A 24,982-nucleotide genomic window follows, 5' to 3' on the forward strand; every position below is an offset into this window, starting at 1 on the left:
GGGTGGTGCTACGCTCGTCATCAAAAATCCGGGCTTATTTAAGTAGGCGGGCCCCGGGCACAATACCCCGGGGTCTATTTTTTGTCAGCCAGCCTGTTCGGCCGGGTCCATGCGACGCCACAGAGTTTCGCACATCCGGTCCACGCGTGCCTCGATCGCGGCGGCGGCGTCAACGGCCAAGTCTTCGCGCCAGCGGCGGGCCGTGATTTGCACGTTGACGGGTTGCGGGCCGTTCGGCAATTCGGCCAAACGCGCCGGAACGCAGGCGGCGGGCAGGCCCAGAAAGTTCATCGCATAGGAATAGACCGCGCAGCCCAGCACTTCGTGTACGCCTCCCGGGCCTTCCGTATCACGGTCGGGTCTGAAAAAGGGCTGCGGCAGGAAGGGCGACAGCACCAGCGGATAATCCTCCAGGAACAGGGACCATTCCCGCGCATGGTGGCTGCGCTGCGCCAGTGCGCGGACCAGGTCCGGGCCGGTGATCGGGGGGAATTCCTGGAAGTAGGTGGCAAAGATGCGTTGGATGGTCTCGGATCCGGCCGCCTCGACATCGCCTTTCATCAGGGTCAGCACTTCGCCCATCAAGGCGCGATAGCCAAGCCGTCCGCATCCAAACACGTTCGGAGGGTCGATTTCGTCTACGACGTACCCAGCATCAACCAGTGCAACACGGGCCGTGTCCAGCGCCTTGTCGACCTCGGGGTGGAGATCGTAACCGAAAGTGTTCTTGGTGAAAGCCACCCGCGGCTGCGGGTCAGGGTCGGCCATGCGCCATGGCAGCGGAACGTGAAAGGGATCGCGCGGATCCGGCGTGATGAGGCTGGGCATGGCCAGGTGCAGGTCGGCCGCGCTGCGGGTGATCAGGCCTTGCACCGACATCAGTTGCGCCAGCAGCCCGCGCTCGGCCTTCTGGCTGGGGTTCCATGCGGGGACGCGGCCAAGGCCCGGCTTCACGGTCACCGCGCCAACGGCAGCGGCCGGGAACCGCAGGCTGCCGCCGATGTCGTTGCCATGCGCCAGGGCGCCCATGCCGGTCATCACCGCCACGCCGGCCCCGCCCGAGGAGCCTCCGGCCGAGATATGCCGGCCCCAAGGGTTGTGCGTGCGCCCATACAGCGGGTTGTCGGTGTCGGCACGGAACGAGAACTCGGGCGTGTTGGTCCGGCCGATCACCACCGCCCCGGCCTTCAGCAGGTTCGACACGACGGGCGCATCGTCGGGGGCAATCACGTCTTTCAGAGCGGCAACACCATTGGTCGTGGCATGGCCCTTCTGGTCGACATTGACTTTGATCGTGACCGGAACGCCGTGCAAGGGGCCGGTCGGTTCGCCGCGCGCCCGCTGGGCGTCGAGGGCGCGGGCGCGCTCCTGCGCCTGGGTGCTGAGGTCTTCGACGACGGCATTCAGCGCCGGGTTCAGCGCGTGCATCCGGTCGATCGCGCTTTGGACAGCCTCGGTCGCGCTCAGGTCCCCGGAACGGGTGCGTTCCGCCAGTTCGGTGGCGCTCAGGCGCCAGATGTCGTCAGTTGCCATGTGCCCTCCGTCAAGGGCACAGTAGGCGGTCTGCCAAAGGTTGCAACCCCGCAGGGCAGGGCGGGCGGCCCAAGGCCGCCCGATGCACGGTTACTGGGCGTAACCGATTGATTTCATGGCTTCGGTGATCTCGTCCAGAATGGCCGGATCGTCGATTGTGGCAGGCATCTTGTAGTCCTTGCCATCTGCGATCGCCACCATGGTGCCGCGCAGGATCTTGCCCGACCGTGTCTTGGGCAGGCGGTCCACCACGACGGCTGTCTTGAAGGCGGCGACGGGGCCGATCTTGTCGCGCACCATCTGCACGACCTCTTTCGCGATCTCGGCGTGGTCACGATTGCATCCCGCGTTCAGGCACAGGAAACCGACCGGGGCCTGCCCCTTCAGATCATCCGACACGCCGATGACCGCGCATTCGGCCACGTCGGGATGGGCGGCCAGAACCTCCTCCATCGCGCCGGTGGACAGGCGGTGGCCGGCCACGTTGATCACGTCATCGGTGCGGGCCATGATATACAGATACCCGTCCTCGTCGATCATCCCGGCATCGCCGGTTTCATAATAGCCCGGGAAATGCTCGAGATAGGATTTCCTGAACCGCTCCTCGGCATTCCACAGGGTCGGCAGCGTGCCCGGAGGCAGGGGCAGCTTGACCGCGATCGCGCCCAGCTCGCCGGGTTTCATCGGGTGGCCGCCTTCGTCCAGGATCTGCACGTCATAGCCGGGCATCGGCTTGGCGGGCGAGCCCAGCTTGATCGGCAGTTCCTCGATCCCCAGCGGGTTTCCGGCGATGGCCCAGCCGGTTTCGGTCTGCCACCAGTGGTCGACGACCGGAACCTTCAGCGCGTCCTGCGCCCAGGTGATCGTGTCCGGGTCGGCGCGTTCACCGGCCAGGAACAGGGCCTTGAGGCAGGACAGGTCGTATTTCGCCAGCATCTCGCCCTTGGGGTCCTCGCGCTTGACCGCGCGGATCGCTGTCGGGGCGGTGAAAAAGCTTTTGACCTTGTGCTCGGAAATCACCCGCCAGAAGGTGCCCGCGTCAGGCGTGCCGACGGGTTTGCCCTCGAACACGATGGTGGTGTTGCCGTGGATCAGCGGGCCATAGCAGATGTAGGAATGCCCCACGACCCAGCCCACGTCCGAGGCCGCCCAGAACACGTCGCCGGGATCGACGTTGTAGATGTTCTTCATCGTCCAGTTCAGCGCCACCAGATGGCCCGCCGTCGGCCGCACGACACCCTTGGGCGCACCCGTGGTGCCCGAGGTGTAAAGGATGTAGGCGGGATCATTGCCTGCGACCGGCACGCACTCGGCCGGTTCGACACCGTACTGAAAGCCGTGCCAGTTGAAGTCGCGCCCCTCGACCAGCTTGGCCACCTCCTGTTCGCGCTGGAAGATCACGCAAAACTCGGGCTTGTGGCTGGCCATGTCGATGGCGCCGTCCAGCAGCGGCTTGTAATGCACCACGCGACCGGGCTCCAACCCGCAGGACGCCGCGATGATCGCCTTGGGTTTGGCGTCGTCAATCCGCACCGCCAGTTCGTTGCTGGCAAACCCGCCAAAGACCACCGAATGCACCGCGCCCAGCCGCGCACAGGCCAGCATCGCCTCGAGCGCCTCGGGGATCATCGGCATGTAGATGATGACGCGGTCGCCCTTTTCGACCCCCTTGGCGCGCAGCGCGCCGGCCAGGGTGGCCACGCGATTGCGCAGCTCCATGTAGGAGATCTCGCGCTTGGTGTGGGTGATCGGGCTGTCATAGATGATGGCGGTCTGCTCGCCCCGGCCGTTTTCAACGTGGCGGTCCACGGCGTTCCAGCAGGTGTTCACCTTGGCATCGCAGAACCATTCATACAGCGGCGCCTTGTCGTCAAACAGGGCCTTGCTGGGTTTCTCGATCCAGTCGATCCCTTCGGCCGCCTGCATCCAGAAGGCTTCGGGATCTTTTTTCCAGCTCTCGTATACGTCCTGGTACGCCATTTGTCCTCCTCCAGACAGTCTTGAGGAATGTGTTAGGCGTCTGTGTCCAGCCGAGCAAGCGGCGCGCATGACGGCGCGTCAGTTTATCGCGAAATCTTTGCAGAACTGTGCCGAATTGCCTGCAAACTTTTGCAAATATACAGAATTTTAACCTCTTGAGTGGAATTTTCTTCCGTTATTGCAAATCAGCAAACTCGCCGGTGCAAACGCGGCTCCGTCAGATTCGGATCATGTCGCTGGTCCGGCGTATCGGGGCAGGCTGTCCTGGATGTTCAGCCAGTGCAGATGCTCGGCGTGAAAAACGTGAAACCGGGGCGCAGCATCCTCGGGGTTGTCCAGCGTGGCGGCGTAGAGGTGAATATTCACCCGGTCGCGGGCATTGCGATATGCCATCGGCGTGCCGCAGGTTCCGCAGAACAGGCGTTCGACATCCTTGGACGAGTTGTACACGCGCGGCGCATCCCCTGACCACATCACCGAACCGTGGGGCAGCCCGATGAACGCAGTGACCGGGGCAGCGCAGTTGCGGCGGCAATCCGCGCAATGACAATAGCAGCTCCAGGCGATCTCGGCATTGCTGGCCCATCGCACGGCGCCGCAGTGGCAGTGACCTTTCATGTTGACCTCCCTCGGCAGGGCGGCCAGACCGGTCGGGCCGCCGTGGTCAACCGTAATGCGCGACGGGCGTTCCGGCAATTGCCGCCATGTTCAACAGCCCGCGCGCCGTGATCGAGGGGGTCACGATATGCGCCTTGTTGCCCATGCCCATCAGGATGGGGCCGACCTCGATGCCGTCGGCCTTCATCTTCAGGATGTTGCGCACCCCGCTGGCCGCGTCCGCATGGGCAAAGATCAGAACGTTGGCGGCCCCCTCGAGGCGCGAGTTGGGGAAAATCCGCTCGCGCAGTTCGGGGTCCAGGGCCACGTCCAGGTTCATTTCGCCTTCATAAATGAAATCGCGGGGCTGACTGTCCAATATCGCGATCGCGTCGCGCAGGCGCTTGCCCGAGCCTTCGGCCTGGTTGCCGAATTGCGATTGCGAGCAGAAGGCGATCTTGGGTTCGATCCCGAACCGCCGCACATGCCGCGCCGCGCCGATCGAGATCTCGGCCAGCTCCGCCGGAGAAGGCAGTTGATGCACATGGGTATCGGCGATGAACAGCGGCCCGTCTTCCAGGATCATCAGCGACAGCGCACCATGCGGACGCAGGTCGCCGTCGCCCAGAACCTGTTCGACATAGTTCAGATGCCAGCGATACTCGCCAAAGGTGCCGCAGATCAGGCTGTCGGCCTCGCCGCGATGCACCATGATGGCGCCGATGGCGGTGGTGTTGGTGCGCATGATGGCCTTGGCCAGGTCGGGCGTCACGCCACGGCGCTGCATGATCTGGTGGTACGAGTTCCAGTAGTCGTAGTACCGCGGGTCGTTTTCGGGGTTCACGATCTGGAAATCCTGGCCCGGGCGGACCGACAGCCCCAGTTTTTCGCAGCGGGCCTCGATCACCTCGGGGCGGCCGATCAGGATCGGCGTTTCGGTGGTTTCCTCCAGAATGGCCTGGGCGGCGCGCAGCACGCGTTCGTCCTCGCCCTCGGCGAAGACGATGCGGCGCGAGGCGGCCTTGGCGGCCTCGAATACCGGCCGCATCAGAAGGGCCGATTTGAACACGGTCTGATTGAGGCGCTCCTTGTAGGCCTCGAGGTCAGCGATCGGGCGCCTGGCCACACCGCTTTCCATCGCGGCGCGGGCCACGGCCGAAGACACCACGCCCACAAGCCGCGGGTCGAACGGTTTCGGGATCAGGTAGTCGGGGCCGAAGGTCAGCTGTTCGCCCTTGTAGGCGGCTGCGGCCTCGGCGCTGGTGGTGGCGCGGGCCATTTCGGCGATGCCTTCGACACAGGCGATCTGCATGGCATCGTTGATCTCGGTCGCGCCCACGTCCAGCGCGCCCCGGAAGATGAACGGGAAACACAGGACGTTGTTCACCTGGTTCGGGAAGTCGCTGCGCCCGGTGGCGATGATGGCGTCGGGGGCCACTTCGCGCGCGGCGTCGGGCAGGATCTCCGGGGTCGGGTTCGCAAGGGCAAAGATGATCGGCTGTTTGGCCATGCGCGCGACCATCTCGGGCTTGAGCACGTTCGGCCCGCTGAGGCCCAGAAACAGGTCGGCGCCGTCGATCACCTGATCCAGCGTGCGCAGGTCGGTTTTCTGGGCGAACTGGTCCTTGTGCGGGTTCATGTCCTCGGCCCGGCCTTCATAGACCAGCCCGTGAATGTCGCACAGCCAGATGTTCTCGCGCTTGACGCCCAGCTTGACCAGCATGTTCAGGCAGGCGATCCCCGCCGCACCGCCGCCGGTGGAAACCACCTTGATGTCCTCGAACCGCTTGCCGGCCACGTGCAGCGCATTGCGCGCAGCGGCCCCCACCACGATGGCGGTGCCGTGCTGGTCGTCGTGGAACACCGGGATGTTCATCCGCTCGCGGCACAGCTTCTCGACGACAAAGCAGTCGGGCGCCTTGATGTCTTCGAGGTTGATCGCGCCGAAGGTGGGTTCCAGCGCGCAGACGATATCGGCCAGCTTCTCGGGGTCGGGTTCGTTCACCTCGATGTCGAAACAGTCGATGCCCGCGAATTTCTTGAACAGGACGGCCTTGCCCTCCATCACCGGCTTGGAGGCCAGCGCGCCGATATTGCCCAGCCCCAGCACCGCGGTGCCGTTCGAGACGACGGCCACCAGATTGCCGCGCGCGGTATACATCTCGGCGGTCGCCGGGTCGTCTTTGATCTCCAAGCTGGCCTCGGCCACGCCGGGCGAATAGGCGCGCGCAAGGTCGCGCCCGTTGGCCATGGGTTTGGTCGCCTTGATCTCCAGTTTCCCAGGCTTTGGATGCGCGTGGTAGTCAAGTGCGGCCTGGCGCAGGCTGGGTGTGTCGGACATGTCAAAACTTCCCGTTTGGAATTTAGTTTAGTGCTAAACTATTTCTGACGCTGGGGAAACCTCGAAATCGCGTGACGGCGGATCCGACCCCGACTTGCAAATCCTCCAACGGCCCCTCACAGTCCGGCACAGAGGAGACCAGCATGACCGACACCATAGCCGAATTCCGCATTCCGACCCAAGAGTTGCGAGACGACATTCCGTTCTACACCAAGGTTCTGGGCATGCGGATGGACATGATCTATCCGGCGGATGACCCTCGGGTCGCGGTGTTTTCGGGGCACGGCCTGCGCCTGCGGGTGGAAAAGGACGCGCCCGAGGCGCCGGGCACCTTGCGCATCCTCACCGATGATCCGGACGGGTTTGCCGGCGGTCAGCGCAGCCTGGTCGCCCCCAACGGCACCCGGATCGAGATCGAAGAGCGCAACCCGCCCCTTGTGATGCCGGAGACGGTTCATTCCTTCGTCGTCCGCAGGCTTAAGGATCAGGCGCCCTGGATCATCGGGCGCGCGGGCATGCATTATCGCGACCTGGTGCCGGACCGGCTGGGCGGGTCGATCATCGCCAGCCACATCCGCATTCCCGACGGCGGCCCGGTCCCCGACATGGTGCATTTCCACAAGGTCGGGTTCCAGCTGATCTTCTGCATCCACGGCTGGGTGGATGTGGTCTATGAGGATCAGGGCGACAAGATGCGCCTGACCGCTGGCGACTGTTTCATCCAGCCGCCCGAGATCCGGCACCGCGTGCTCGAGGCGTCGGACAACGTGCAGGTGATCGAAATCGGCGTTCCGGCCGAGCATGTCACCGAGATCGACCACGAAATGAAACTGCCCACGCCGCATTACCGCCCCGAGCGGGAATGGCAGGGCCAGCGGTTCGTCTACAACCGGGCCGAAGGGGCAGAGTGGCAGCCGTTCCGCCTGCCGGGCTATCAATGCCGCGACACGACGATTGCCGAAAACACCAAGGGCGTGGCGGGCGTTCAGGTGGTGCGCCGGGGGCAGGGCGACCCGGTCTGGGCCAGCCATGATGCCGATATCCACTTTACCTTCGTGATGAACGGGGCCGTCACCCTGGAAGGTGAAGGACGTGATCCGTTTCGCCTGGAGCAGGGCGACGCCTTTGTCATCCCGCCCGGAATGCGCACGCGGCTGGCCGACCCCAGCGACGATGTCGAACTGCTCGAGGTCACGCTGCCGGGGTTTTTCAAGACCGATCTGGGCTGACGCGCGGGGGCGCCGAGATTCCCGTGCCGAGGGGGCTTCAATTCCCCCGCGGATTTCCAGTAGGGTATGGCATTCTGACCAGATGATCAAAAATCGGGGAATCGCCATGTCGTTGAAAGAAGCAGCCCTCAAGGTGCGTGAAAACGCCTATGCGCCCTATTCGAATTTCAAGGTGGGCGCCGCGGTCCGCACCCCGTCGGGCGAAGTGTTCGCGGGCTGCAACGTGGAAAACGTGGCCTATCCCGAAGGCACCTGCGCCGAGGCCGGGGCGATCGCCGCGATGGTCGCCGCCGGAGAAAACAAGCTGGCCGAGGTCTATGTGGTCGCCTCCAGCCCGCAACCGGTTCCGCCCTGCGGCGGATGCCGGCAGAAACTGGCCGAGTTCGGAGACAAGGACGTGGTGGTCACCATGGCGACGGTGGACGGGGTAGAAACCCGCACGACTATCGGCGAGCTGCTGCCCGGCGCCTTCGACGCCTCGTTCATGTAAGGGCCGCGCGCATGGACGCCCGTTCGATCATCGCGAAACTGCGCCGCCGCGAGGTGCCGGATGCCGGCGAGCTGGCGTGGTTCGCCCATGGCCTGGCCGATGGCAGCGTCAGCGACGCCCAGGCCGGAGCCTTTGCCATGGCTGTCTGCATGGGCGGGCTGGGTCCCGAGGGCCGCGCCGCGCTGACGCTGGCCATGCGCGACAGCGGCGAGGTTCTGACCTGGAATCTGGACGGTCCGGTGATCGACAAGCATTCGACCGGCGGGGTGGGGGATTGCGTCAGCCTCGTGCTGGCCCCGGCGCTGGCGGAATGCGGGGCCTATGTGCCGATGATCTCGGGCCGCGGTCTGGGCCATACCGGCGGGACGCTCGACAAGCTCGAGGCCATCCCCGGCGTGTCGACCCAGATCAGCCAAGACCGGCTGGCCCAGATTTTGGCCGAGACCGGTGCCGCCATCGTCGGCGCAACGACACAGATCGCCCCGGCGGACAAGCGGCTCTATGCGATCCGCGACGTGACAGCTACGGTCGAAAGCCTCGATCTGATCACCGCCTCGATCCTGTCCAAGAAACTGGCGGCCAGCCCGGATGCTCTGGTGCTGGACGTCAAGATGGGCAGCGGAGCCTTCATGAAAACGCTGGACGAAGCGCGCAAGCTGGCGCAGGCCCTGACCGAAACGGCCAATGCGGCCGGGTGCCGGACTTCGGCCCTGATCACCGACATGAATCAGCCGCTCGCTCCCGCCTTGGGCAACGCCCTGGAAATCGCCGAAGTGATGAAAGTGCTGACCGATGGGCAGCCTTCGCCCCTGACCGAGATTTCGGCCGAGCTGGGCGGTGTTCTGCTGTCTGACGCCGGTATGGTCGGTGATGCGCAGGCCGGGCGGGACATGATCGCCGAGGTGATCCGCGACGGCCGTGCGGCCGAGCGGTTCGGCCGGATGATGGCCGCGGTCGGCGGGCCGCTGGGTCTGGTCGAGGACTGGGCGCGCTATCTGCCCGAGGCCAGCGTGATCCTTGAGGTCACGGCCCAGGACGAAGGCTATGTCACCGCGATGGATGGCGAGGCGCTGGGCCTTGCCGTCGTGGCGCTGGGCGGTGGCCGGCAGGTGGAAAGCGATGTGATCGACCCGGCAGTAGGGCTGTCGGGGCTGGTGCGGCTGGGCGACAAGGTCTCGGCCGGAACGCCGCTGGCCGTGGTCCATGCCGCGCGCGAGGACGCCGCGCAGCGGGCCGCGCAAACCGTGCGTGCCGCAATCACCATCGGCCCGGCGCCCGTTCCGGTGCCGGAGCTGGTACAGGAAAGGATCCTCGCATGAGCCGCGCGTTCCTTGTGGTGATGGATTCGGTGGGTATCGGCGGTGCGCCGGATGCCGACCGGTTTTTCAACGGCGACGTGCCGGACACGGGCGCGAACACGGTGGCCCATATCGCGCAGGCCTGCGCCGAAGGGCGGGCCGAGGATGGTCGGTCCGGGCCGTTGCGCCTGCCCAACCTCGATGCGCTGGGGCTGGGGGCGGCGGTGCGGCTGGCCTCGGGCGCGGATGTGCCGGGGTTGGAGGCCGACCCGACCGGCCTGTGGGGGTGCGCGTGCGAGCATTCGCCAGGCAAGGACACGCCTTCGGGTCATTGGGAACTGGCCGGGCTGCCGGTGCCGTGGGACTGGCACTATTTCCCCGACACGGTCCCCGCGTTCCCTGATGATGTGACCCGCGCCGCCGCGCAGGCCGCCGGAACCGAGGGCATTTTGGGCAATTGCCACGCCTCGGGCACCACGATCATCGCCGAACTGGGCGCTGAACATCTGCGCACGGGTTGGCCGATCTGCTATACCTCGGCCGACAGCGTGTTCCAGATTGCCGCGCACGAGGAGACGTTCGGGCTGGAGCGCCTGTACCAGATGTGCCGGACCCTGGCCCCCATGCTGCACGAGATGAAGGTGGGCCGGGTGATCGCGCGCCCCTTCGTGGGCTCGCCCGAACAGGGGTTTGTCCGCACCACCAGCCGCAAGGATTTCGCCATCACGCCGCCCGCGCCGGTGCTGACCAACTGGGCGCAGGATGCCGGGCGCACGGTGCATGGCGTGGGCAAAATCGGCGACATCTTCTCGATGCAGGGGATCGACACGCTGGACAAGGGCTCGGACGCCGAGTTGATGGGTCACCTCTCGCGCCTTGTGGACAGCGCCGAAGACGGCAGCCTGACATTCGCCAACTTCGTCGAGTTTGACAGCCAGTACGGCCACCGGCGCGACATCTCGGGCTATGCTCGCGCGCTGGAATGGTTCGACGCCGAGATCGGGCGTATCCTGCCCCGGCTGCGCCCGGGCGACCTGTTCCTGCTGACCGCCGATCACGGCAACGACCCCAGCTGGGTCGGCACCGACCACACCCGCGAGCAGGTGCCGGTGCTGATCGCCGGCCTGGGGGCCGGACAGATCGGGCAGATCAATTTCGCCGATGTGGCCGCCAGCATCGCCCATCACGTGAACATTCCGGCGCAAGGGCCGGGAAGGACCTTTCTATGACCGTCGCAGACCTGCCCAAGATCGAACTGCACCTGCATCACGAAGGCGCGGCCCCGCCCGCCTTCATCCGCCAGCTGGCGCATGAAAAGAAGGTTGACCTGAGCGGCACCTTCAAGCCCGACGGCAGCTATGACTTCCGCGATTTCGCGCATTTCCTCAGCGTCTACGAGGCCGCCTGCGAGGTGCTGAAAACCCCCGAGGATTTCCGCCGCCTGACGCTGGCGATCCTGGAAGAAAGCGCGGCGAACGGGGTGGTCTATTCCGAAACCTTCCTCGGCCCCGATTTCTGCGGCGGGGGCGATCTGCATGCCTGGCGCGACTATCTGGCCGCCATTCAGGACGCCGCCGACGAGGCCGAGCGCAAGTTCGAAATCACTCTGCGCGGCGTGGTGACCTGCGTGCGCCATTTCGGACCCGACAAGGCCAAGCGCAGCGCGCTGTGCGCCGCCGAAACCGCCGGTGACTGGATCACCGGGTTCGGTATGGGCGGGAACGAAGCCATGGGCCAGCTGGCCGATTTCAAATGGGCCTTCGACTGCGCGCGCGAGGCCGGATTGCGCCTGACCACCCATGCCGGCGAATTCGGCGGCCCCGAAAGCGTGCGCGATGCGGTGCGCGCGCTGGGAGTCGAACGGGTGGGCCACGGCGTGCGGGCCATCGAAGACCCCGATCTGGTGCATGAGCTGGCCGACCGAGGCACCACGCTCGAGGTCTGTCCGGGCTCGAACGTGGTGCTGGGCCTGTACCCCGATTTCGCCGCCCACCCGATCGCGCGGCTGCGCGAAGCGGGCGTGAAGGTCACGGTTTCCACCGATGACCCGCCGTTTTTCCATACCACCATGCGCCGCGAATATGACATGCTGGCCCAGGCCTTCGGCTGGGACGCCGAGGATTTCGCCGTGCTGAACGACACCGCCCTGAACGCCGCTTTCTGCGATGAAGAGACCCGCGCAAGGGTTAGGAAAAGACTGGAGAACACATGAGCGAACATCTGACCGTCGTCGACCACCCGCTGGTGCAGCACAAACTGACGCTCATGCGGGACAAGGGCACCTCGACCGCCTCGTTCCGGCAACTGCTGCGCGAGATCACGCTGCTGCTGGCCTATGAGGTGACCCGCGACCTGCCGCTGACCACGCGCCACATCGAGACCCCGATGGAGGAGATGGACGCGCCGATCCTGGCGGGCAAGAAACTGGCGCTGGTGTCGATCCTGCGTGCGGGCAACGGGATGCTGGATGGCGTTCTGGAATTGGTGCCCTCGGCCCGGGTCGGATTCGTGGGCCTGTATCGCGATGAAGAAACGCTGCAGCCGGTGCAGTACTATTTCAAGGTTCCCGAAGGGCTGAAGGACCGGCTGGTGATCGCGGTCGACCCGATGCTGGCCACCGGCAACAGTTCGGCCGCTGCCGTCGACCTGCTGAAACAGGCCGGCGCCACCGACATCCGGTTCCTGTGCCTTCTGGCCGCCCCCGAAGGCGTGGCGCGCATGAAAGAGGCACATCCCGACGTCAAGATCGTCACCGCCGCGCTGGACCGCGAGCTGAATTCCAAGGGCTACATCATGCCGGGCCTCGGCGATGCCGGCGACCGGATGTTTGGCACCAAATAGGCGCGCCTAGTCGCCGCAGATGTTCTGCAGCCGCACCCAGTCTCGGTCGGGCAGAACCTGATCCGGGGGCTGACCCGCCATCGGGTCGGCTTCGATCAGGGGCAGAACCGTTTCTCCGGTGATGTCGCGCGCATAGGCATACGGCGTCGAGGGCAGCCGGGCCTGGGCAAAGCTCTGCAGCAGGGCCTCATCCGCGATCTCCGGGCGCGGCTCCGACAGGACCTGCTCGGTATAGGCGTCGATCTGTCCGGCCGTCAGCCCGCCCGTGGTCAGCAAGCGAAATGCCGCAACGGTGCCCGTTCGGTCCAGCAGCTCGTCCAGCGGGTCCTGCCATGCGGCACGGGCGCGTTCGGCGATGATGTATCCCGCGGCGACGGCCGGGTCCTCGTAGTCTTCGACAAGCGCCCGGTTCAGCAGAACGATGCCACCGGGCAGGCCCAGGCTTTCCTGCACGCCGGCGGGCAGGATCACGATCCGGCGGACCCCGGTCCGCTGTGCAAGTGCCCGCAGCGATGCCTGCGCGTCGCGTGCGTTGCAGGCCCGGCCCGAAACGCGCTCGATCCGGCGCAAGACCATCTCGCCGATTTCCTGGCGCTTGATCTGTGGCAGGACGCTCACGACATGGGATTGCAGCGCGCCCGGCAACCAGAACACCAGCAGCGCCACCACCGCGGCCACGACGCCGCCGACGCTGGCCCAGCGCAGGCGCCCGGGGTGGGGGCGGGCACGTTCGATGGCACGCTGCAGCTTGTCGATGGCCTCGATCATGGTCGTTTCCGACTGGTCGAGTTCGAGCGTCTCGCCAGGATCGCCGTCGGGGTTGTAGATGGCCGGAATGGCGCCGGGGTTCTGGCGCTCCAGCGCGGCCAGAGACCAATGGGTCAGCGGCCGGTCGTTGAAGTCGGAAATCGTCAGGGTCGCTTCGCCGATCGACACCACGACCTCGCGCCGCTGTTCGTCCGGCGACGGGCGCCACAGACCGGTGGCTTCGATCCGTTGGTATTGTTTGAATGCCGTCTTCACGGTGGGCTGCTCGTTATGGTTTGGCCAAGTCCTATCACGATGGGACCGAACGGCGCAAACCTGTTGCGCAACCGGCACCGGGCATGTTCCACTGACCCCGCCGGAACGCACAAGAATACCAAAGGGGCCAGGGTGATCCTATCGACGGGGCGGTCTTTCATCTTCATTCATATTCCAAAAACCGGGGGCACGTCGCTGGCGCTTGCGCTCGAGGCGCGTGCGATGAAGGACGACATTCTGGTCGGAGACACGCCCAAGGCGCAACGGCGACGGCGGCGTCAGCAGTCGCTCGTGACCGCAGGCCGCCTGTGGAAACACGCGCGCCTGTCCGATATCGAGGGGCTTGTGCCGCCCGACCGGATGCGTGCCATGTTCGTCTTTACGCTGGTGCGCAACCCCTGGGACCGTATGGTCAGCTACTATCACTGGCTGCGCACGCAGACGTTTTCGCACCCGGCGGTCGGCCTGGCCAAGGCACTGGATTTTGGCGGTTTCGTGCAGCACCCGGATATCCGCCGGTCGTTCCGGCAGAGCCCGGCGCGCAGCTACGTCACCAACGCCGAGGGGCAGGAAATGTGCAACGCCTACGTTCGGATCGAGCATTTCCACGAAGATGCCCGCCCCTTGTTCGATCATCTTGGATTTGAATTCCGTCTGCCGCATGCGAACCCGTCGTGCCGATCGGAAGACTATCGGGGCTATTACTGCGCCCGGACCCGCGATGCCGTGGCCGAGGCCTGTTCGGAAGATATCGAGAGATTCGGGTATCACTTCGAATAAGGGAGCTGTTTCCCGATTGCACTCAAGGGCGGGGCTGGTGGCGGAACTGTTCTCAAAAACAGGCCTTACGCTCGGCGTAACGGCGCAAATAGGGCGGAAAAAGGGCGGGAATAAGGCGCCACCCAGCCTGCCGTGCTACACCTTTTTCAGTTGACAGGTGCCAGAAGGGGGCGGCGCATGTTTGAAGTAGTGAGTGTTTCAGCGGACGAGATGTCCTTTGAAAAAGGGGTTGCAACGACGACGCGTAAGGCTGTTTCGGTGCGGCGCGGAGGGTTGGTGCATGGCACGCGGGTTCTGACCTCTGGCGGGTGGGTGCCCGTCGAGGCGCTGACGCCCGGAGATCCGGTGCGCACGGCGGACAATGGGTTTCAGCCCGTGCGGCGCGTGTCGCAAGACCTGATCTCGGTGCCGGCTGATGAAACCCGTCCGGAATTTCTCCCGGTTCGGGTACCGGCCGGCGCGGCTTACAACAAGCGGCCGGTCTGGCTTATGCCCGAACAGGGGATTGCCGTCGCCGCGTCCTGGCTGGATGCGCGGCCGGCCGACAGCGCCATCGTCGCGGCGCGGTTGCTCAGCGGGTCTTTTGCCTTTGGCTCGGCGATGCCGGCCACCCGTTTCCCGGTGACCACATTGTTTTTCGACCAGGACGAAATCATTTGCATCGAAGGCGGCCTCAAAGCCTATTTCCCGGCCTGCCGCATCGCGGGCAGGGGACGTGTCACGGGGCAAAGCGGTTACCCGGTTCTGGATGCAGAAAGTGGCGCGGCGCTGGTCGCGTCCGTCGCGGCTGCGCGCGATCTGTCGGCGCTGGCCTGCCCGGTCTCCGCTAGGGCTGTTGCGATCCCCCGGGTGCCGGTGGTTCCGGCCAGGCCCGTCCGGGGCGAGCGGCGCCCCGGACGCCCGGGCCGGCCCAGACAGCCGGCCCTGCTTTTGCGCGCCGACTGGCAGAACTGACCCGGTCGTTTCAGCGGAGAACTGGCGCATGCATCCATGCGCCAGCACCTGTACGTCAGGCCGCCTTGGCCTCGGGGGCGAAGCGGCCATAGAAGGTCTGACCCTTCTCGGCCATCTCGCGCAGCAGTGGCGGGCAGGCGAAACGCTCGCCATATTTCTCGGTCAACTGGTCGCAACGCTCGGCGGCGTAGGGCGCGCCGATCATGTCGATCCAGCTGAACGGACCACCCGACCAAGGCGCAAAACCCCAGGCCAGGATGGCGCCCACATCGCCTTCGCGGATGTCTTCCAGAACGCCTTCCTCCAGCGCGCGCACGGCTTCCAGAACCTGTGCGAACATCAGGCGGTCCTGCACTTCCTGCAGCGAGGGCTGCTGTTCCGCCAGCGGATATTTCTCGTGCAGGCCGTGCCAATAGCCGATGCGCTTGCCATTCTCGTCATAGTCGAAGAAACCGGCCTTGGCCTTGCGGCCCAGACGGCCCTGCTCCTCCATCCAGAAGATCAGGTCGTCGGCGGGGCTTTCGGGATAGGCGTCGCCCATCGCGGCCTTGGTCGCCCGCGCGATCTTGGCGCCCAGGTCGATCGAGGTTTCGTCGGTCAACTGGATCGGCCCCACCGGGAAGCCCAACTGACGCGCCGCATTGTCGATCAACACCGGCTTGACGCCTTCGGTGATCATCCGCGCCCCTTCGTTGATGTAGGGGATGATGCAGCGGTTGCAGTAGAAGAACCGCGCGTCATTGACCACGATCGGCGTCTTGCGGATCTGGCGGACATAGTCCAGCGCCTTGGCCACGGCCCGGTCACCGGTTTCCTTGCCCTTGATGATTTCCACCAGGAACATCTTCTCGACCGGCGAGAAGAAGTGGATGCCGATGAACTGATCGGGCCGCTTGCTGGCCTTGGCCAGTTCGGTGATCGGCAGGGTCGAGGTGTTCGAGGCAAAGATGCAGTCCTCGGGGATGATCGCCTCGACCTTCTGGGTCATCTCGGCCTTGACCTTGGGGTCCTCGAACACGGCTTCGATGATCAGATCGCAGCCGGCCAGCTTTTCGAGGTCCGGCGTGGCGGTGATGCGGGCCAGCATGGCCTCTTTCTTTTCGGCCGTGACCTTGCCACGCTTCATGCCTTTGTCCAGATAGGCTTCGGTATAGGCCTTGCCCTTGTCGGCAGCGGCCTGATCGCGGTCGATCAGCACGACCTCCATCCCGGCTTGCGCCGAGACCAGCGCGATGCCCGCGCCCATCATGCCGGCACCCAGAACGCCGATTTTCTTGACCGACTGATCCGGGATGCCCTTCGGACGAACGGCGCCTTTTTCCAGCGCTTCCTTGTTCAGGAACAGCGAACGGATCATCGCGCCCGAGGACGGGTTCATCAGCACCGAGGTGAACCAGCGCGCCTCGATCTTCAGCGCGGTGTCGAAATCGACCAGCGCGCCTTCATAGACCGCGCTCAGCAGGGCCTTGGCCGCCGGGAAGGCGCCCTGGGTCTTGCCGTTCACCATGGCCGAGGCGCCCACGAAGTTCATGAAGCCCGCCGGGTGATAGGGCGCGCCGCCGGGCATCTTGTAGCCCTTGGCGTCCCACGGCTTGACCAGATCGGCATCCTTGGCGTTCAGCACCCATTCCTTGGCCGCGGCCAGCGGATCGGCTGCGATCTCGTCGATGTAGCCTGCGCCCTTGGCCTTTTTCACGTCCAGCATCTTGCCTTCCAGCAGCAGCGGAGCCGCCGCGATGGCGCCCACCTTGCGGACCATCCGGGTGGTGCCGCCCGCGCCGGGGAAGATGCCGACCATGATTTCCGGCAGGCCGTATTTGGCCTTGGGGTTTTCGGCGGCAAAGATGCGGTGCGTGGCCAGCGGCAGCTCCATGCCGATGCCGGCGGCAGTGCCGGGCAGGGCGGCTGCGATCGGTTTGCCACCTTTCTTGGTCTTGGGGTCCATGCCGGCCAGCTCGATCTTGCGCAGCAGGGCGTGCATCTTCATCGTGCCTTCGAACAGGCCCTTGGCCGGGTCGTCGCCCGCCTGTTCCTTCATGACCGCCAACAGATTCAAGTCCATGCCGCCGGCAAACGAGCCTTCCTTGCCGCTGGTGATCACGATGCCTTTGATCTCGTCATCGGCCAGGGCCTGATCGATGCAGTCGTTCAGTTCGGACAGGCCGTCGAACGACATCACGTTCATGGTCTTGCCGGGGACGTCCCAGGTGATGATGCCAACGCCGTCGGCGTCTTTGGTCAGTGTAAAATCAGCCATTTTTCTTCTCCTGATCCCCGCCGTTACACACGTTCGATGATGGTTGCCGCGCCCATGCCGGATGCGATGCACAAGGTGGCCAGACCGGTTTCCTTGTCCTGGCGTTCCAGCTCGTCCAGCAGGGTGCCGATGATGATCGCGCCGGTGGCGCCCAGCGGGTGGCCCATGGCGATCGAGCCGCCGTTGACGTTGACCAGTGCCGGATCGACGTCAAACGCCTGCTGGAACCGCAGCACGACCGAGGCGAAGGCCTCGTTGACCTCGAACAGGTCGATATCGCCGATTTTCATGCCGGTTTCGGCCAGGATCTTTTCGGTCACCGGAACCGGGCCGGTCAGCATGATGGTCGGGTCGGTGCCGATCTTGGCGGTGGCCTTGATGCGGGCGCGCGGCTTCAGGCCGTATTTCTCGCCGAATTCCTTGTTGCCGATCAGCACGGCCGCCGCACCATCCACGATGCCCGAGCTGTTGCCGGCGTGGTGGATGTGGTTGATCTTTTCCAGATGCGGGTATTTCAGCATCGCCACCTTGTCGAAACCGGGCATCTGCTCGCCCATCATCTGGAACGAGGGGTTCAGCGCGCCGAGGCTCTGCATGTCGGTGCCGGGGCGCATGTATTCGTCGCGGTCCAGAATGGTCAGGCCGTTGCGGTCCTTGACGGTGATCACCGACTTGGCAAAGCGGTTCTCTTCCCACGCCTTGGCCGCGCGTTTCTGCGATTCAACGGCCAGCGCGTCGGCCTGATCGCGGGTGAAGCCATATTCGGTGGCGATGATGTCGGCCGAGATGCCCTGCGGGACGAAATAGGTCTCCATCGCCAGCGACGGATCGACCGCGATGGCGGCGCCGTCGCTGCCCATGGGCACGCGGCCCATCATCTCGACGCCACCGGCGATATAGGCGTCACCCGCGCCGCCTTTGACCTGGTTGGCGGCCAGGTTCACGGCCTCCATCCCGGAGGCGCAGAACCGGTTGATGGCAAGGCCGGGGATGGATTCGTCAAGATCCGAGGCCAGCACGGCCGAACGGGCAAGACAGCCGCCCTGTTCCATCACCTGGGTGACGTTGCCCCAGATCACGTCCTCGACGGCGTGGCCTTCCAGGTTGTTGCGTTCCTTGACGGCGTTCAGGGTCACAGCCGACAGGCGCACCGAGGTCACCTCGTGCAGGCTGCCGTCCTTGCGGCCCTTGCCGCGCGGGGTGCGCACAGCGTCATAAATATAAGCTTCGGTCATGGTTCTCTCCTCAAGCTCGATCCGACGGATTGCCGGGCATCAGGTCATAGGGGTGTTTCCATCCGGGCTGCTCGGACAGGCGGGTCAGCCAGGCGTCGATATGGGGCCATTCGGCGCGGTCAAAGCCGAACGGTTCGGGGTAATAGAGGTAGCCGCAGCAGCTGAGATCGGCGTTGGTCACGCCGTCGCCGACGATCCAGTCGCGGCCTTCCAGATGCGCGTTCAGCACCTGATAGGCGGCTTTCAGGCGGCCCTGGTTGAAGGCGATCACATCCGGGTTGCGGTGCTGTTCGGGCAGGAAGTTCATCAGGAACCGGGTCAGGCCCGCCATCGAGCTGAGCTTGTGGTTGTCCCACAGCACCCAGCGCAGGATGTCATAGTTCTCTTCCCGCGTCTTGCCGCCGAATTTCCCTGATTTTTCGGTGACATAGGCCTGAATCGCGCCCGACTGGCTGGTCCGGAAATCTCCGTCGATCAGCACCGGCGCTTCGCCCATTTCGTTGACTGCGGCGCGGTATTCGGGGGTTCGGGTCTGGCCGTTGAAGAAATCGACAAAGACCGGCTCCCATTCCAGCCCCGACATCTCAAGTGCCAAGGCAGCCTTGTATGAGTTTCCGCTTTCTCCGAAGCAATGCAATTTTATCGTCATGCACTCACCCCTCCCAAGGCGTTGGTACGGTTTTCGTCTCGCACGTGTTTCAAGAAAGACCTGTCTCGCGGGCCGCAGCCGCGTTCGGACTTGTCTTGCTGAAAACACGCCGGCCGGCGCCGGGGCCGTTCAGCGTTTGCGCGCCTCAAGCTCGGAATTGAAGATGCGCAGCCGGTGGGTCAGGTTCTCCTCGTCGATCACGCTGTTGAAATTCTCGAACAGGAATGACAGCGCCTCGCCTTCGTCCAGCCCGGCCTCGCGGGCAAATCCCTTGAGTTTTCGATACCCGTCCTCGGTCATGGCGACGGGAAAGCGGCGGGTCAGGCGAAAGCGTTTGGGCATGTCATCTCCTCGACAAACGCTGGTTCCGGGCGGGGTCGCCCGGAACCAGACTGGGATCAGAAGTTCGCCGCGTCCAGTGCCATCACCGTATCGGCGCCGGTCTGGATCCGCGCCAGGTGCAGGCACGTGGCCGGCAGACGGCGCGCCATGTAGTAGCGGCCCGTGGTGATCTTGGATTCGTAGAAATCCTTGTCGGACGCGCCGGCATCCAGCGCTTCTCGCGCGGCCTTGGCCATCTGTGCCCACATCAGGCCCAGGCAGACATGGCCGAACATGTGCATGAAGTCATACGAGCCAGCCAGCGCATTGTGCGGGTTGGTCATGCCGTTCTGCATGAAGTACATGCCGGCGGCCTGCAGGTCCTTCGAGGCGGCCTTCAGCGGTTCGATGAACGCCTTGTCATAGGCTTCGTCCTTGCCGCCGTTTTCCTTGCAGAAGGTTTTGACCATGTCGAAGAAGGCCATGACGTGTTTGCCGCCGTCCTGGGCCAGTTTGCGGCCGACCAGGTCCAGCGCCTGAACGCCGTTGGCGCCTTCGTAGATCATGGCGATGCGGGCGTCGCGGGTGTATTGCGACATGCCCCATTCCTCGATGTAGCCATGGCCGCCATAGACCTGCTGGGCCTGAACGGTCATGTCATAGCCTTCGTCGGTCAGGAAGCCCTTGATGACCGGGGTCATCAGCGAGATCAGCCCGTCTGCGTCCTTGTCGCCCGCGCGGTGCGCCTTGTCGATCAGGGTCGCGCCCCACAGGATGAAGGCCCGCGCGCCTTCCACAAAGCTTTTCTGGTCCATCAGGCTGCGGCGGATGTCGGGGTGCACGATCAGAGGATCGGCCGGGCCGTCGGGGTTTTTCGGGCCGGTCACGTCGCGCCCCTGCAGGCGGTCCTTGGCGTATTCCAGCGCGTTCTGATAGGCGGCCTCGGCCTGGGCCAGGCCCTGCATGCCGACACCCAGACGCGCTTCGTTCATCATGGTGAACATGGCGCGCATGCCCTTGTGTTCCTGACCCAGCAGCCAGCCGGTTGCGCCGTCATAATTCATCACGCAGGTCGAGTTGCCGTGGATGCCCATCTTTTCTTCGATCTTGCCGACCGAAACGCCGTTGCGCTCGCCCAGGCTGCCGTCCTCGTTCACCAGGAACTTGGGGACGATGAACAGTGACACGCCCTTGATGCCCTCGGGGCCGCCGGGGATCTTGGCCAGCACCAGGTGGATGATGTTGTCGGCCATGTCGTGATCGCCGGACGAGATAAAGATCTTCTGGCCGGTGATCTTGTAGCTGCCATCACCCTGCGGCTCGGCCTTGGTGCGCATCAGGCCCAGATCGGTGCCGCAATGCGGCTCGGTCAGATTCATGGTGCCGGTCCATTCGCAGCTGACCATCTTGGGCAGATAGGTGTTTTTCTGGTCGTCGGTGCCATGCGCCAGGATGGCCGAGGCCGCGCCGTGGGTCAGGCCCTGATACATGGTGAAGGCCTGGTTCGCGGCCGAGAACATCTCGCCCACGGCCGTGCCAAGAACATAAGGCATGTTCTGGCCGCCATATTCCTCGGGCATGTCCAGACCGGTCCAGCCGCCTTCCTTGACCTGCTCGAACGCGTCCTTGAACCCGGTCGGGGTATAGACCACGCCGTTTTCGAACCGGCAGCCTTCCTTGTCACCGACCACGTTCAGCGGGTGCAGCAGGTTGACGGCGACCTTGCCGGCCTCTTCCAGAACGGCGCCGGTGAAATCGGGCTCAAGCTCGGCATAGCCCGGAATGTCGGATTGCGAGACCTTGAGAACGTCGTGAAGAACGAATTGCGTGTCTTTGGTAGGCGCGTTGTAGACGGGCATTTGAAGCTCCCTTAATTCAGATGTCCGGGTGGCAGGCGGCCGGGTAGATCACTCGGCAGCCTTCTTTTCCTGTTTCATCGAGGCGATGACCTTTTCGCCCCAGCGCAACTGTTCCTTCAGATCGTCGATCGCCTGGGTCAGTTCCTCGCGGCGGGCTTCCATGTCCGCCAGACGCTCGCACGCGATTTCATAGGTGCGGGTCATCTGGGTCAGTTGCTGGTCGCCGACATGGTACAGATCCAGAAGCTGACGAATCTCCTCCAGGCTGAAGCCAAAGCGCTTGCCGCGCAGGATCAGCTTGAGCCGCGCCCGATCACGTTTGGTGAACAACCGTTTCTGACCTTCCCGGATCGGAAACAGAAGCTCCTTGGCCTCGTAGAACCGCAGGGTCCGCGGCGTGACGTCATACGCCTCGCACATTTCGCGGATCGTCATCAGGTCTTCGGTCATGGGTCATCCCCCCTCGTCACTGGCGTCTTGAGGTATGAGTTGCGCAGTCGATGGCCGCTTTACAACATGAGAGTGACGTTGACGTAATTCAGACGCTGCGTCATTTCAAAATTGACGTAACATCCGCCCGCGTAAAGCGGGGTTCCGGCGATTTCCGTGCCCCGTTTCAGGCGAAATCAAGAGTGGCGGCGACAAAAAAGACAGCCGCGCGGGGCAACGCGCGGCTGTCTGTTTCGATGATCGGCCCGGGGGTCAGCTCAGCATTTTTGCGGTCTGGTCGCGCAGGCGCTGCAGTTCGTCCATAGCTTCGTCCAGTTGCTGGCGCTGCTGGCGCAGCTCTTCCATCTGGCGGTCGGCCATCTCGACGAAAGTCGCCATCTGGGCCTCGTTGCCCTGATCCTCGTAGATCAGCAACCATTGCCGGATCTCTTCCAGCGGAAAGCCAAACTTGCGGCCGCGCATGATCAGCTTCATCCGCGCCCGTTCGCGCGGGCCATAGAACCGCGACCGGCCCTCGCGGTCGGGCTGCAGAAGCTCGATATACTCATAGTAGCGCAGGGTGCGCGGAGTCACGTCGAACTCGGCGCACATCTCTTTGAATGACAAACGATCGTCGGACATTCCTGTTCTCCTCGGCTGCAACCTAGGGCGTTGCGCGGACAAGCGCAACAGGCGGGCTTGCCCTTTGCGTCAACACCGGATCATAAAGGAGGCGACACAACAGGACGAAACGCCAATGGTCGACAAGACAGTACTCGCCCGCCAGTTCATCGAGGCGATCCCCCATGCGCGGGCCCTGGGCCTGACCCTGACCCATATCGGCGAGGGCGAAGCCGAGATCACCATGCCCTACAACGCGGATCTGATCGGCGATCCCCGCACGGGGGTGATTCACGGCGGGGCAGTGTCGGCCAGCCTGGATACCTGCTGCGGGGCCGCGGTCATGAGCCATCCGGCCGCGCCCGGCGGCACCGCCACCATCGACCTGCGAATCGACTACATGCGCGCCGCAACGCCGGGCCAGACGATCACCACTCGGGCGACCTGCTATCACATAACGCGCAATGTGGCCTTCGTGCGCGCCACCGCCATGGATGACGATCAGGATCGCCCGGTGGCCACCGCATCGGGCGCCTTCACGGTCGAGGGGAAGTGAGATGGCAAGACCACGTCCCGAACCGATGCAGGTGGTGAAACAGCGGCGCGACGCGGCCCTCAAGGCGCTGGTCGAGGGGGTTCCGTATATCCGGTTCCTCAACATCAGCTTCGACCGGCGCGGAGATGAGCTGACCAGTGTTCTGAATTTCGACGAAAAACTGATTGGCAACCCGTTCCTGCCGGCGATTCATGGCGGCGTCACGGCGGCCTTTCTCGAGGTGACGGCGGTGATCACGCTCAGCTGGGAGCACCTGTTCCCGCGCATCGAAAGCGGTGAGATCGACGCCGAGGACATCATCTCGGATCACAATATCCGCTTTCCCAAGACCATCGACTTCACGGTGGACTATCTGCGCTCGGGCCTGCCGCGCGATGCCTATGCACGCGCCTTCATCAGCCGGGCGGGGCGGCGGTATGCCTCGGTGCGTGTCGAGGCCTGGCAGGACAACCATGCCAAGCTGTTCGCGCAGGCCACAGGGCATTTCCTGATGCCGCAAGAGCCTTCGGCCAAGGGCTGAGAAAAATGCGGGACGCCTCGGCACCCATCACCCACGGACGGGTGCTGAAGATCGCGGTGCCGATCGTGCTGTCCAATGCGACGGTGCCGATTCTAGGCGCTGTGGATACCGGCGTGGTCGGCCAGATGGGGCAGGCCGCCCCGATCGGCGCGGTTGGCATCGGTGCGGTCATTCTGGCAACGATCTATTGGGTGTTCGGCTTTCTGCGCATGGGCACGACCGGCCTAGCGGCGCAGGCCCGAGGCGCAGGAGACACGGCCGAAACCGGTGCTCTGCTCATGCGCGGTCTGCTCTTGGGCGGCGCGGCGGGGCTGTTCTTCATCGTGGCGCAGGTGGCGGTATTCGCAGGGGCCTTCGCCCTGTCGCCCGCCAGCCCCGAGGTCGAGGCGCTGACGCGCGATTACCTTGAGATTCGCATCTGGGGCGCGCCGGCGACCATTGCGCTCTATGCCGTGACGGGCTGGCTGATCGCGGTCGAGCGCACGCGCGGCGTGTTCGTCCTGCAGGTCTGGATGAACGGGCTGAACATCCTGTTGGATTTGTGGTTCGTGCTGGGGCTGGGCTGGGGCGTCGAAGGGGTGGCTGTGGCCACGCTGGTCGCTGAATGGACCGGGCTGGCGCTGGGCCTGTGGCTGTGCCGCGATGCGTTCGGGGGCAATCAATGGCGCGATTGGGCGCGGATCTTCGACCCCGCCCGCCTGCGCCGGATGATGCAGGTCAATGGCGACATCATAATCCGGTCGGTCCTGCTGACTGGGTCTTTCACCACCTTTCTGTTCGTGGGCGCCGATCTGGGCGACGTGACGCTGGCTGCCAACCAGGTGCTGATCCAATTCCTGGAAATCACCGCCTTTGCGCTGGACGGGTTCGCCTTTTCCGCCGAGGCGCTGGTGGGCAGCGCCGTCGGCGCCAGGGACCGATACCAGGTCCGGCGCGCCTCGGTCATGGCGTCGCAATGGGGCGTCGGAGGCGCCGTGCTGCTGGGGGTCACGTTCTTTTTGGCGGGGCCCGCATTGATCGACCTGATGGCCACCGCGCCCGAGGTGCGGATCGCGGCGCGCGAATACCTGATCTGGGCGGCGCTGGCCCCAGTGATCGGAGTCGCCAGCTGGATGTTCGACGGAATCTACATCGGCGCCACCTGGACCCGCGCCATGCGCATCGCGATGATCCAGTCTGTGGCGATCTATGTGATGGCGCTGTTCCTGCTGGTGCCAACCATGGGCAATCACGGGCTGTGGGCCGCGCTGATGGTGCTGAACACCGCCCGCGCGGCAACGCTGGGCCTGCGCTATCCCCGGCTCGAGGCGCAGGTCGCCTAGGTCACCGACTCATAGACGCGCAACCAGATGCGTGTTGCGGCGAGTTTGACTGGGGCGAGGAAGTTGGCGTCATGTTTCTCGTATCTGGTGGCGATGGCCCTGTAGTGCTTGAGCTTTGAGAAAAACCGTTCGATCCGGTTGCGCCGC

24 protein-coding genes are annotated in these 24,982 nt (G+C 64.6%); 11 read left to right on the forward strand and 13 right to left on the reverse strand.

The window, feature by feature from the left end:
- Positions 1-84 precede the first annotated feature (84 nt).
- From F3H26_RS16140 to F3H26_RS16155, 4 genes are all read right to left on the reverse strand, one after another.
- Entirely contained in the window at positions 85-1,533 is a 1,449-nt protein-coding gene (locus F3H26_RS16140; protein WP_149777032.1) for an amidase family protein, read from the reverse strand.
- Positions 1,534-1,623: 90 nt separating this feature from the next.
- Complete coding sequence (gene prpE, locus F3H26_RS16145; protein ID WP_149777033.1) at positions 1,624-3,513, reverse strand: propionate-CoA ligase PrpE; 1,890 nt, start codon at positions 3,511-3,513, stop codon at positions 1,624-1,626.
- A gap of 228 nt (positions 3,514-3,741) precedes the next feature.
- On the reverse strand, positions 3,742-4,131 hold the full coding sequence (locus F3H26_RS16150; RefSeq protein WP_149777034.1) for a GFA family protein: 390 nt from the start codon (positions 4,129-4,131) through the stop codon (positions 3,742-3,744).
- Positions 4,132-4,177: 46 nt separating this feature from the next.
- Positions 4,178-6,451: an NADP-dependent malic enzyme gene (locus F3H26_RS16155; protein ID WP_149777035.1), complete on the reverse strand. Its 2,274-nt coding sequence runs from the start codon at positions 6,449-6,451 to the stop codon at positions 4,178-4,180.
- Positions 6,452-6,594: 143 nt separating this feature from the next.
- Here F3H26_RS16155 and F3H26_RS16160 point away from each other — a divergent pair, with 143 nt between their 5' ends.
- The 6 genes from F3H26_RS16160 (at position 6,595) to upp (ending at position 12,309) form a co-directional block, all read left to right on the forward strand.
- On the forward strand, positions 6,595-7,680 hold the full coding sequence (locus F3H26_RS16160; RefSeq protein WP_149777036.1) for a cupin domain-containing protein: 1,086 nt from the start codon (positions 6,595-6,597) through the stop codon (positions 7,678-7,680).
- A 106-nt stretch (positions 7,681-7,786) separates the two neighbouring features.
- On the forward strand, positions 7,787-8,170 hold the full coding sequence (locus F3H26_RS16165; RefSeq protein ID WP_149777037.1) for a cytidine deaminase: 384 nt from the start codon (positions 7,787-7,789) through the stop codon (positions 8,168-8,170).
- 11 nt (positions 8,171-8,181) lie between these two features.
- A complete protein-coding gene (locus F3H26_RS16170; protein WP_149777038.1) occupies positions 8,182-9,489 on the forward strand; it encodes a thymidine phosphorylase in 1,308 nt (435 codons plus the stop codon).
- Positions 9,486-10,697 (forward strand): phosphopentomutase, encoded by a 1,212-nt coding sequence (locus F3H26_RS16175; protein ID WP_149777039.1) that lies wholly within the window; start codon positions 9,486-9,488, stop codon positions 10,695-10,697. Before F3H26_RS16170 ends, F3H26_RS16175 begins: the two co-directional genes overlap by 4 nt.
- Positions 10,694-11,680 carry an adenosine deaminase gene (locus tag F3H26_RS16180; protein WP_149777040.1) on the forward strand — a complete coding sequence of 329 codons (987 nt, stop codon included), beginning with the start codon at positions 10,694-10,696 and terminating at the stop codon, positions 11,678-11,680. Before F3H26_RS16175 ends, F3H26_RS16180 begins: the two co-directional genes overlap by 4 nt.
- Positions 11,677-12,309 (forward strand): uracil phosphoribosyltransferase, encoded by a 633-nt coding sequence (gene upp, locus F3H26_RS16185; protein WP_149777041.1) that lies wholly within the window; start codon positions 11,677-11,679, stop codon positions 12,307-12,309. Before F3H26_RS16180 ends, upp begins: the two co-directional genes overlap by 4 nt.
- Before the next feature lie 6 nt (positions 12,310-12,315).
- Here the strand turns inward: upp and F3H26_RS16190 are convergent, their stop codons facing one another.
- Positions 12,316-13,332, reverse strand: a complete 1,017-nt coding sequence (locus tag F3H26_RS16190; protein WP_149777042.1) for a hypothetical protein — start codon at positions 13,330-13,332, stop codon at positions 12,316-12,318.
- A gap of 132 nt (positions 13,333-13,464) precedes the next feature.
- Here F3H26_RS16190 and F3H26_RS16195 point away from each other — a divergent pair, with 132 nt between their 5' ends.
- Complete coding sequence (locus F3H26_RS16195) at positions 13,465-14,112, forward strand: sulfotransferase family 2 domain-containing protein (protein ID WP_149777043.1); 648 nt, start codon at positions 13,465-13,467, stop codon at positions 14,110-14,112.
- A gap of 189 nt (positions 14,113-14,301) precedes the next feature.
- Positions 14,302-15,066: a Hint domain-containing protein gene (locus F3H26_RS16200; protein ID WP_223162537.1), complete on the forward strand. Its 765-nt coding sequence runs from the start codon at positions 14,302-14,304 to the stop codon at positions 15,064-15,066.
- A gap of 55 nt (positions 15,067-15,121) precedes the next feature.
- Here the strand turns inward: F3H26_RS16200 and F3H26_RS16205 are convergent, their stop codons facing one another.
- From F3H26_RS16205 to F3H26_RS16235, 7 genes are all read right to left on the reverse strand, one after another.
- The gene (locus F3H26_RS16205) at positions 15,122-17,323 is read right to left on the reverse strand and encodes a 3-hydroxyacyl-CoA dehydrogenase NAD-binding domain-containing protein (RefSeq protein WP_149777044.1); all 2,202 of its coding nucleotides are present in this window, start codon (positions 17,321-17,323) and stop codon (positions 15,122-15,124) included.
- A 23-nt stretch (positions 17,324-17,346) separates the two neighbouring features.
- Entirely contained in the window at positions 17,347-18,558 is a 1,212-nt protein-coding gene (locus F3H26_RS16210; protein ID WP_149777045.1) for an acetyl-CoA C-acetyltransferase, read from the reverse strand.
- A 10-nt stretch (positions 18,559-18,568) separates the two neighbouring features.
- Positions 18,569-19,207: a glutathione S-transferase family protein gene (locus tag F3H26_RS16215; RefSeq protein ID WP_149777046.1), complete on the reverse strand. Its 639-nt coding sequence runs from the start codon at positions 19,205-19,207 to the stop codon at positions 18,569-18,571.
- A gap of 129 nt (positions 19,208-19,336) precedes the next feature.
- Complete coding sequence (locus F3H26_RS16220; protein WP_005981899.1) at positions 19,337-19,549, reverse strand: hypothetical protein; 213 nt, start codon at positions 19,547-19,549, stop codon at positions 19,337-19,339.
- A gap of 56 nt (positions 19,550-19,605) precedes the next feature.
- Positions 19,606-21,387, reverse strand: a complete 1,782-nt coding sequence (locus tag F3H26_RS16225) for an acyl-CoA dehydrogenase C-terminal domain-containing protein (protein ID WP_149777047.1) — start codon at positions 21,385-21,387, stop codon at positions 19,606-19,608.
- Positions 21,388-21,435: 48 nt separating this feature from the next.
- The gene (locus F3H26_RS16230) at positions 21,436-21,837 is read right to left on the reverse strand and encodes a MerR family transcriptional regulator (protein WP_005981908.1); all 402 of its coding nucleotides are present in this window, start codon (positions 21,835-21,837) and stop codon (positions 21,436-21,438) included.
- Positions 21,838-22,089: 252 nt separating this feature from the next.
- Entirely contained in the window at positions 22,090-22,458 is a 369-nt protein-coding gene (locus F3H26_RS16235; protein ID WP_149777048.1) for a MerR family transcriptional regulator, read from the reverse strand.
- A gap of 115 nt (positions 22,459-22,573) precedes the next feature.
- Between F3H26_RS16235 and F3H26_RS16240 the strand changes: the two genes are divergently transcribed.
- From F3H26_RS16240 to F3H26_RS16250, 3 genes are read left to right on the forward strand one after another with little or no spacing between them, the layout of a single operon-like run.
- On the forward strand, positions 22,574-22,993 hold the full coding sequence (locus F3H26_RS16240; RefSeq protein ID WP_149777049.1) for a PaaI family thioesterase: 420 nt from the start codon (positions 22,574-22,576) through the stop codon (positions 22,991-22,993).
- A 1-nt stretch (position 22,994) separates the two neighbouring features.
- The gene (locus tag F3H26_RS16245) at positions 22,995-23,513 is read left to right on the forward strand and encodes a PaaI family thioesterase (protein WP_149777050.1); all 519 of its coding nucleotides are present in this window, start codon (positions 22,995-22,997) and stop codon (positions 23,511-23,513) included.
- 5 nt (positions 23,514-23,518) lie between these two features.
- On the forward strand, positions 23,519-24,835 hold the full coding sequence (locus F3H26_RS16250; protein ID WP_149777051.1) for an MATE family efflux transporter: 1,317 nt from the start codon (positions 23,519-23,521) through the stop codon (positions 24,833-24,835).
- On the opposite strand, the gene F3H26_RS16255 is transcribed toward F3H26_RS16250, so the two are convergent.
- Positions 24,832-24,982: transposase (locus tag F3H26_RS16255; RefSeq protein WP_149777052.1), on the reverse strand; the 151-nt coding region annotated here is incomplete at its 5' end. The two genes, F3H26_RS16250 and F3H26_RS16255, sit on opposite strands and share 4 nt — an antisense overlap.

The organism is Ruegeria intermedia, from assembly GCF_900129345.1.
In the GTDB taxonomy this organism is placed as follows: Bacteria; Pseudomonadota; Alphaproteobacteria; order Rhodobacterales; family Rhodobacteraceae; genus Ruegeria; species Ruegeria intermedia.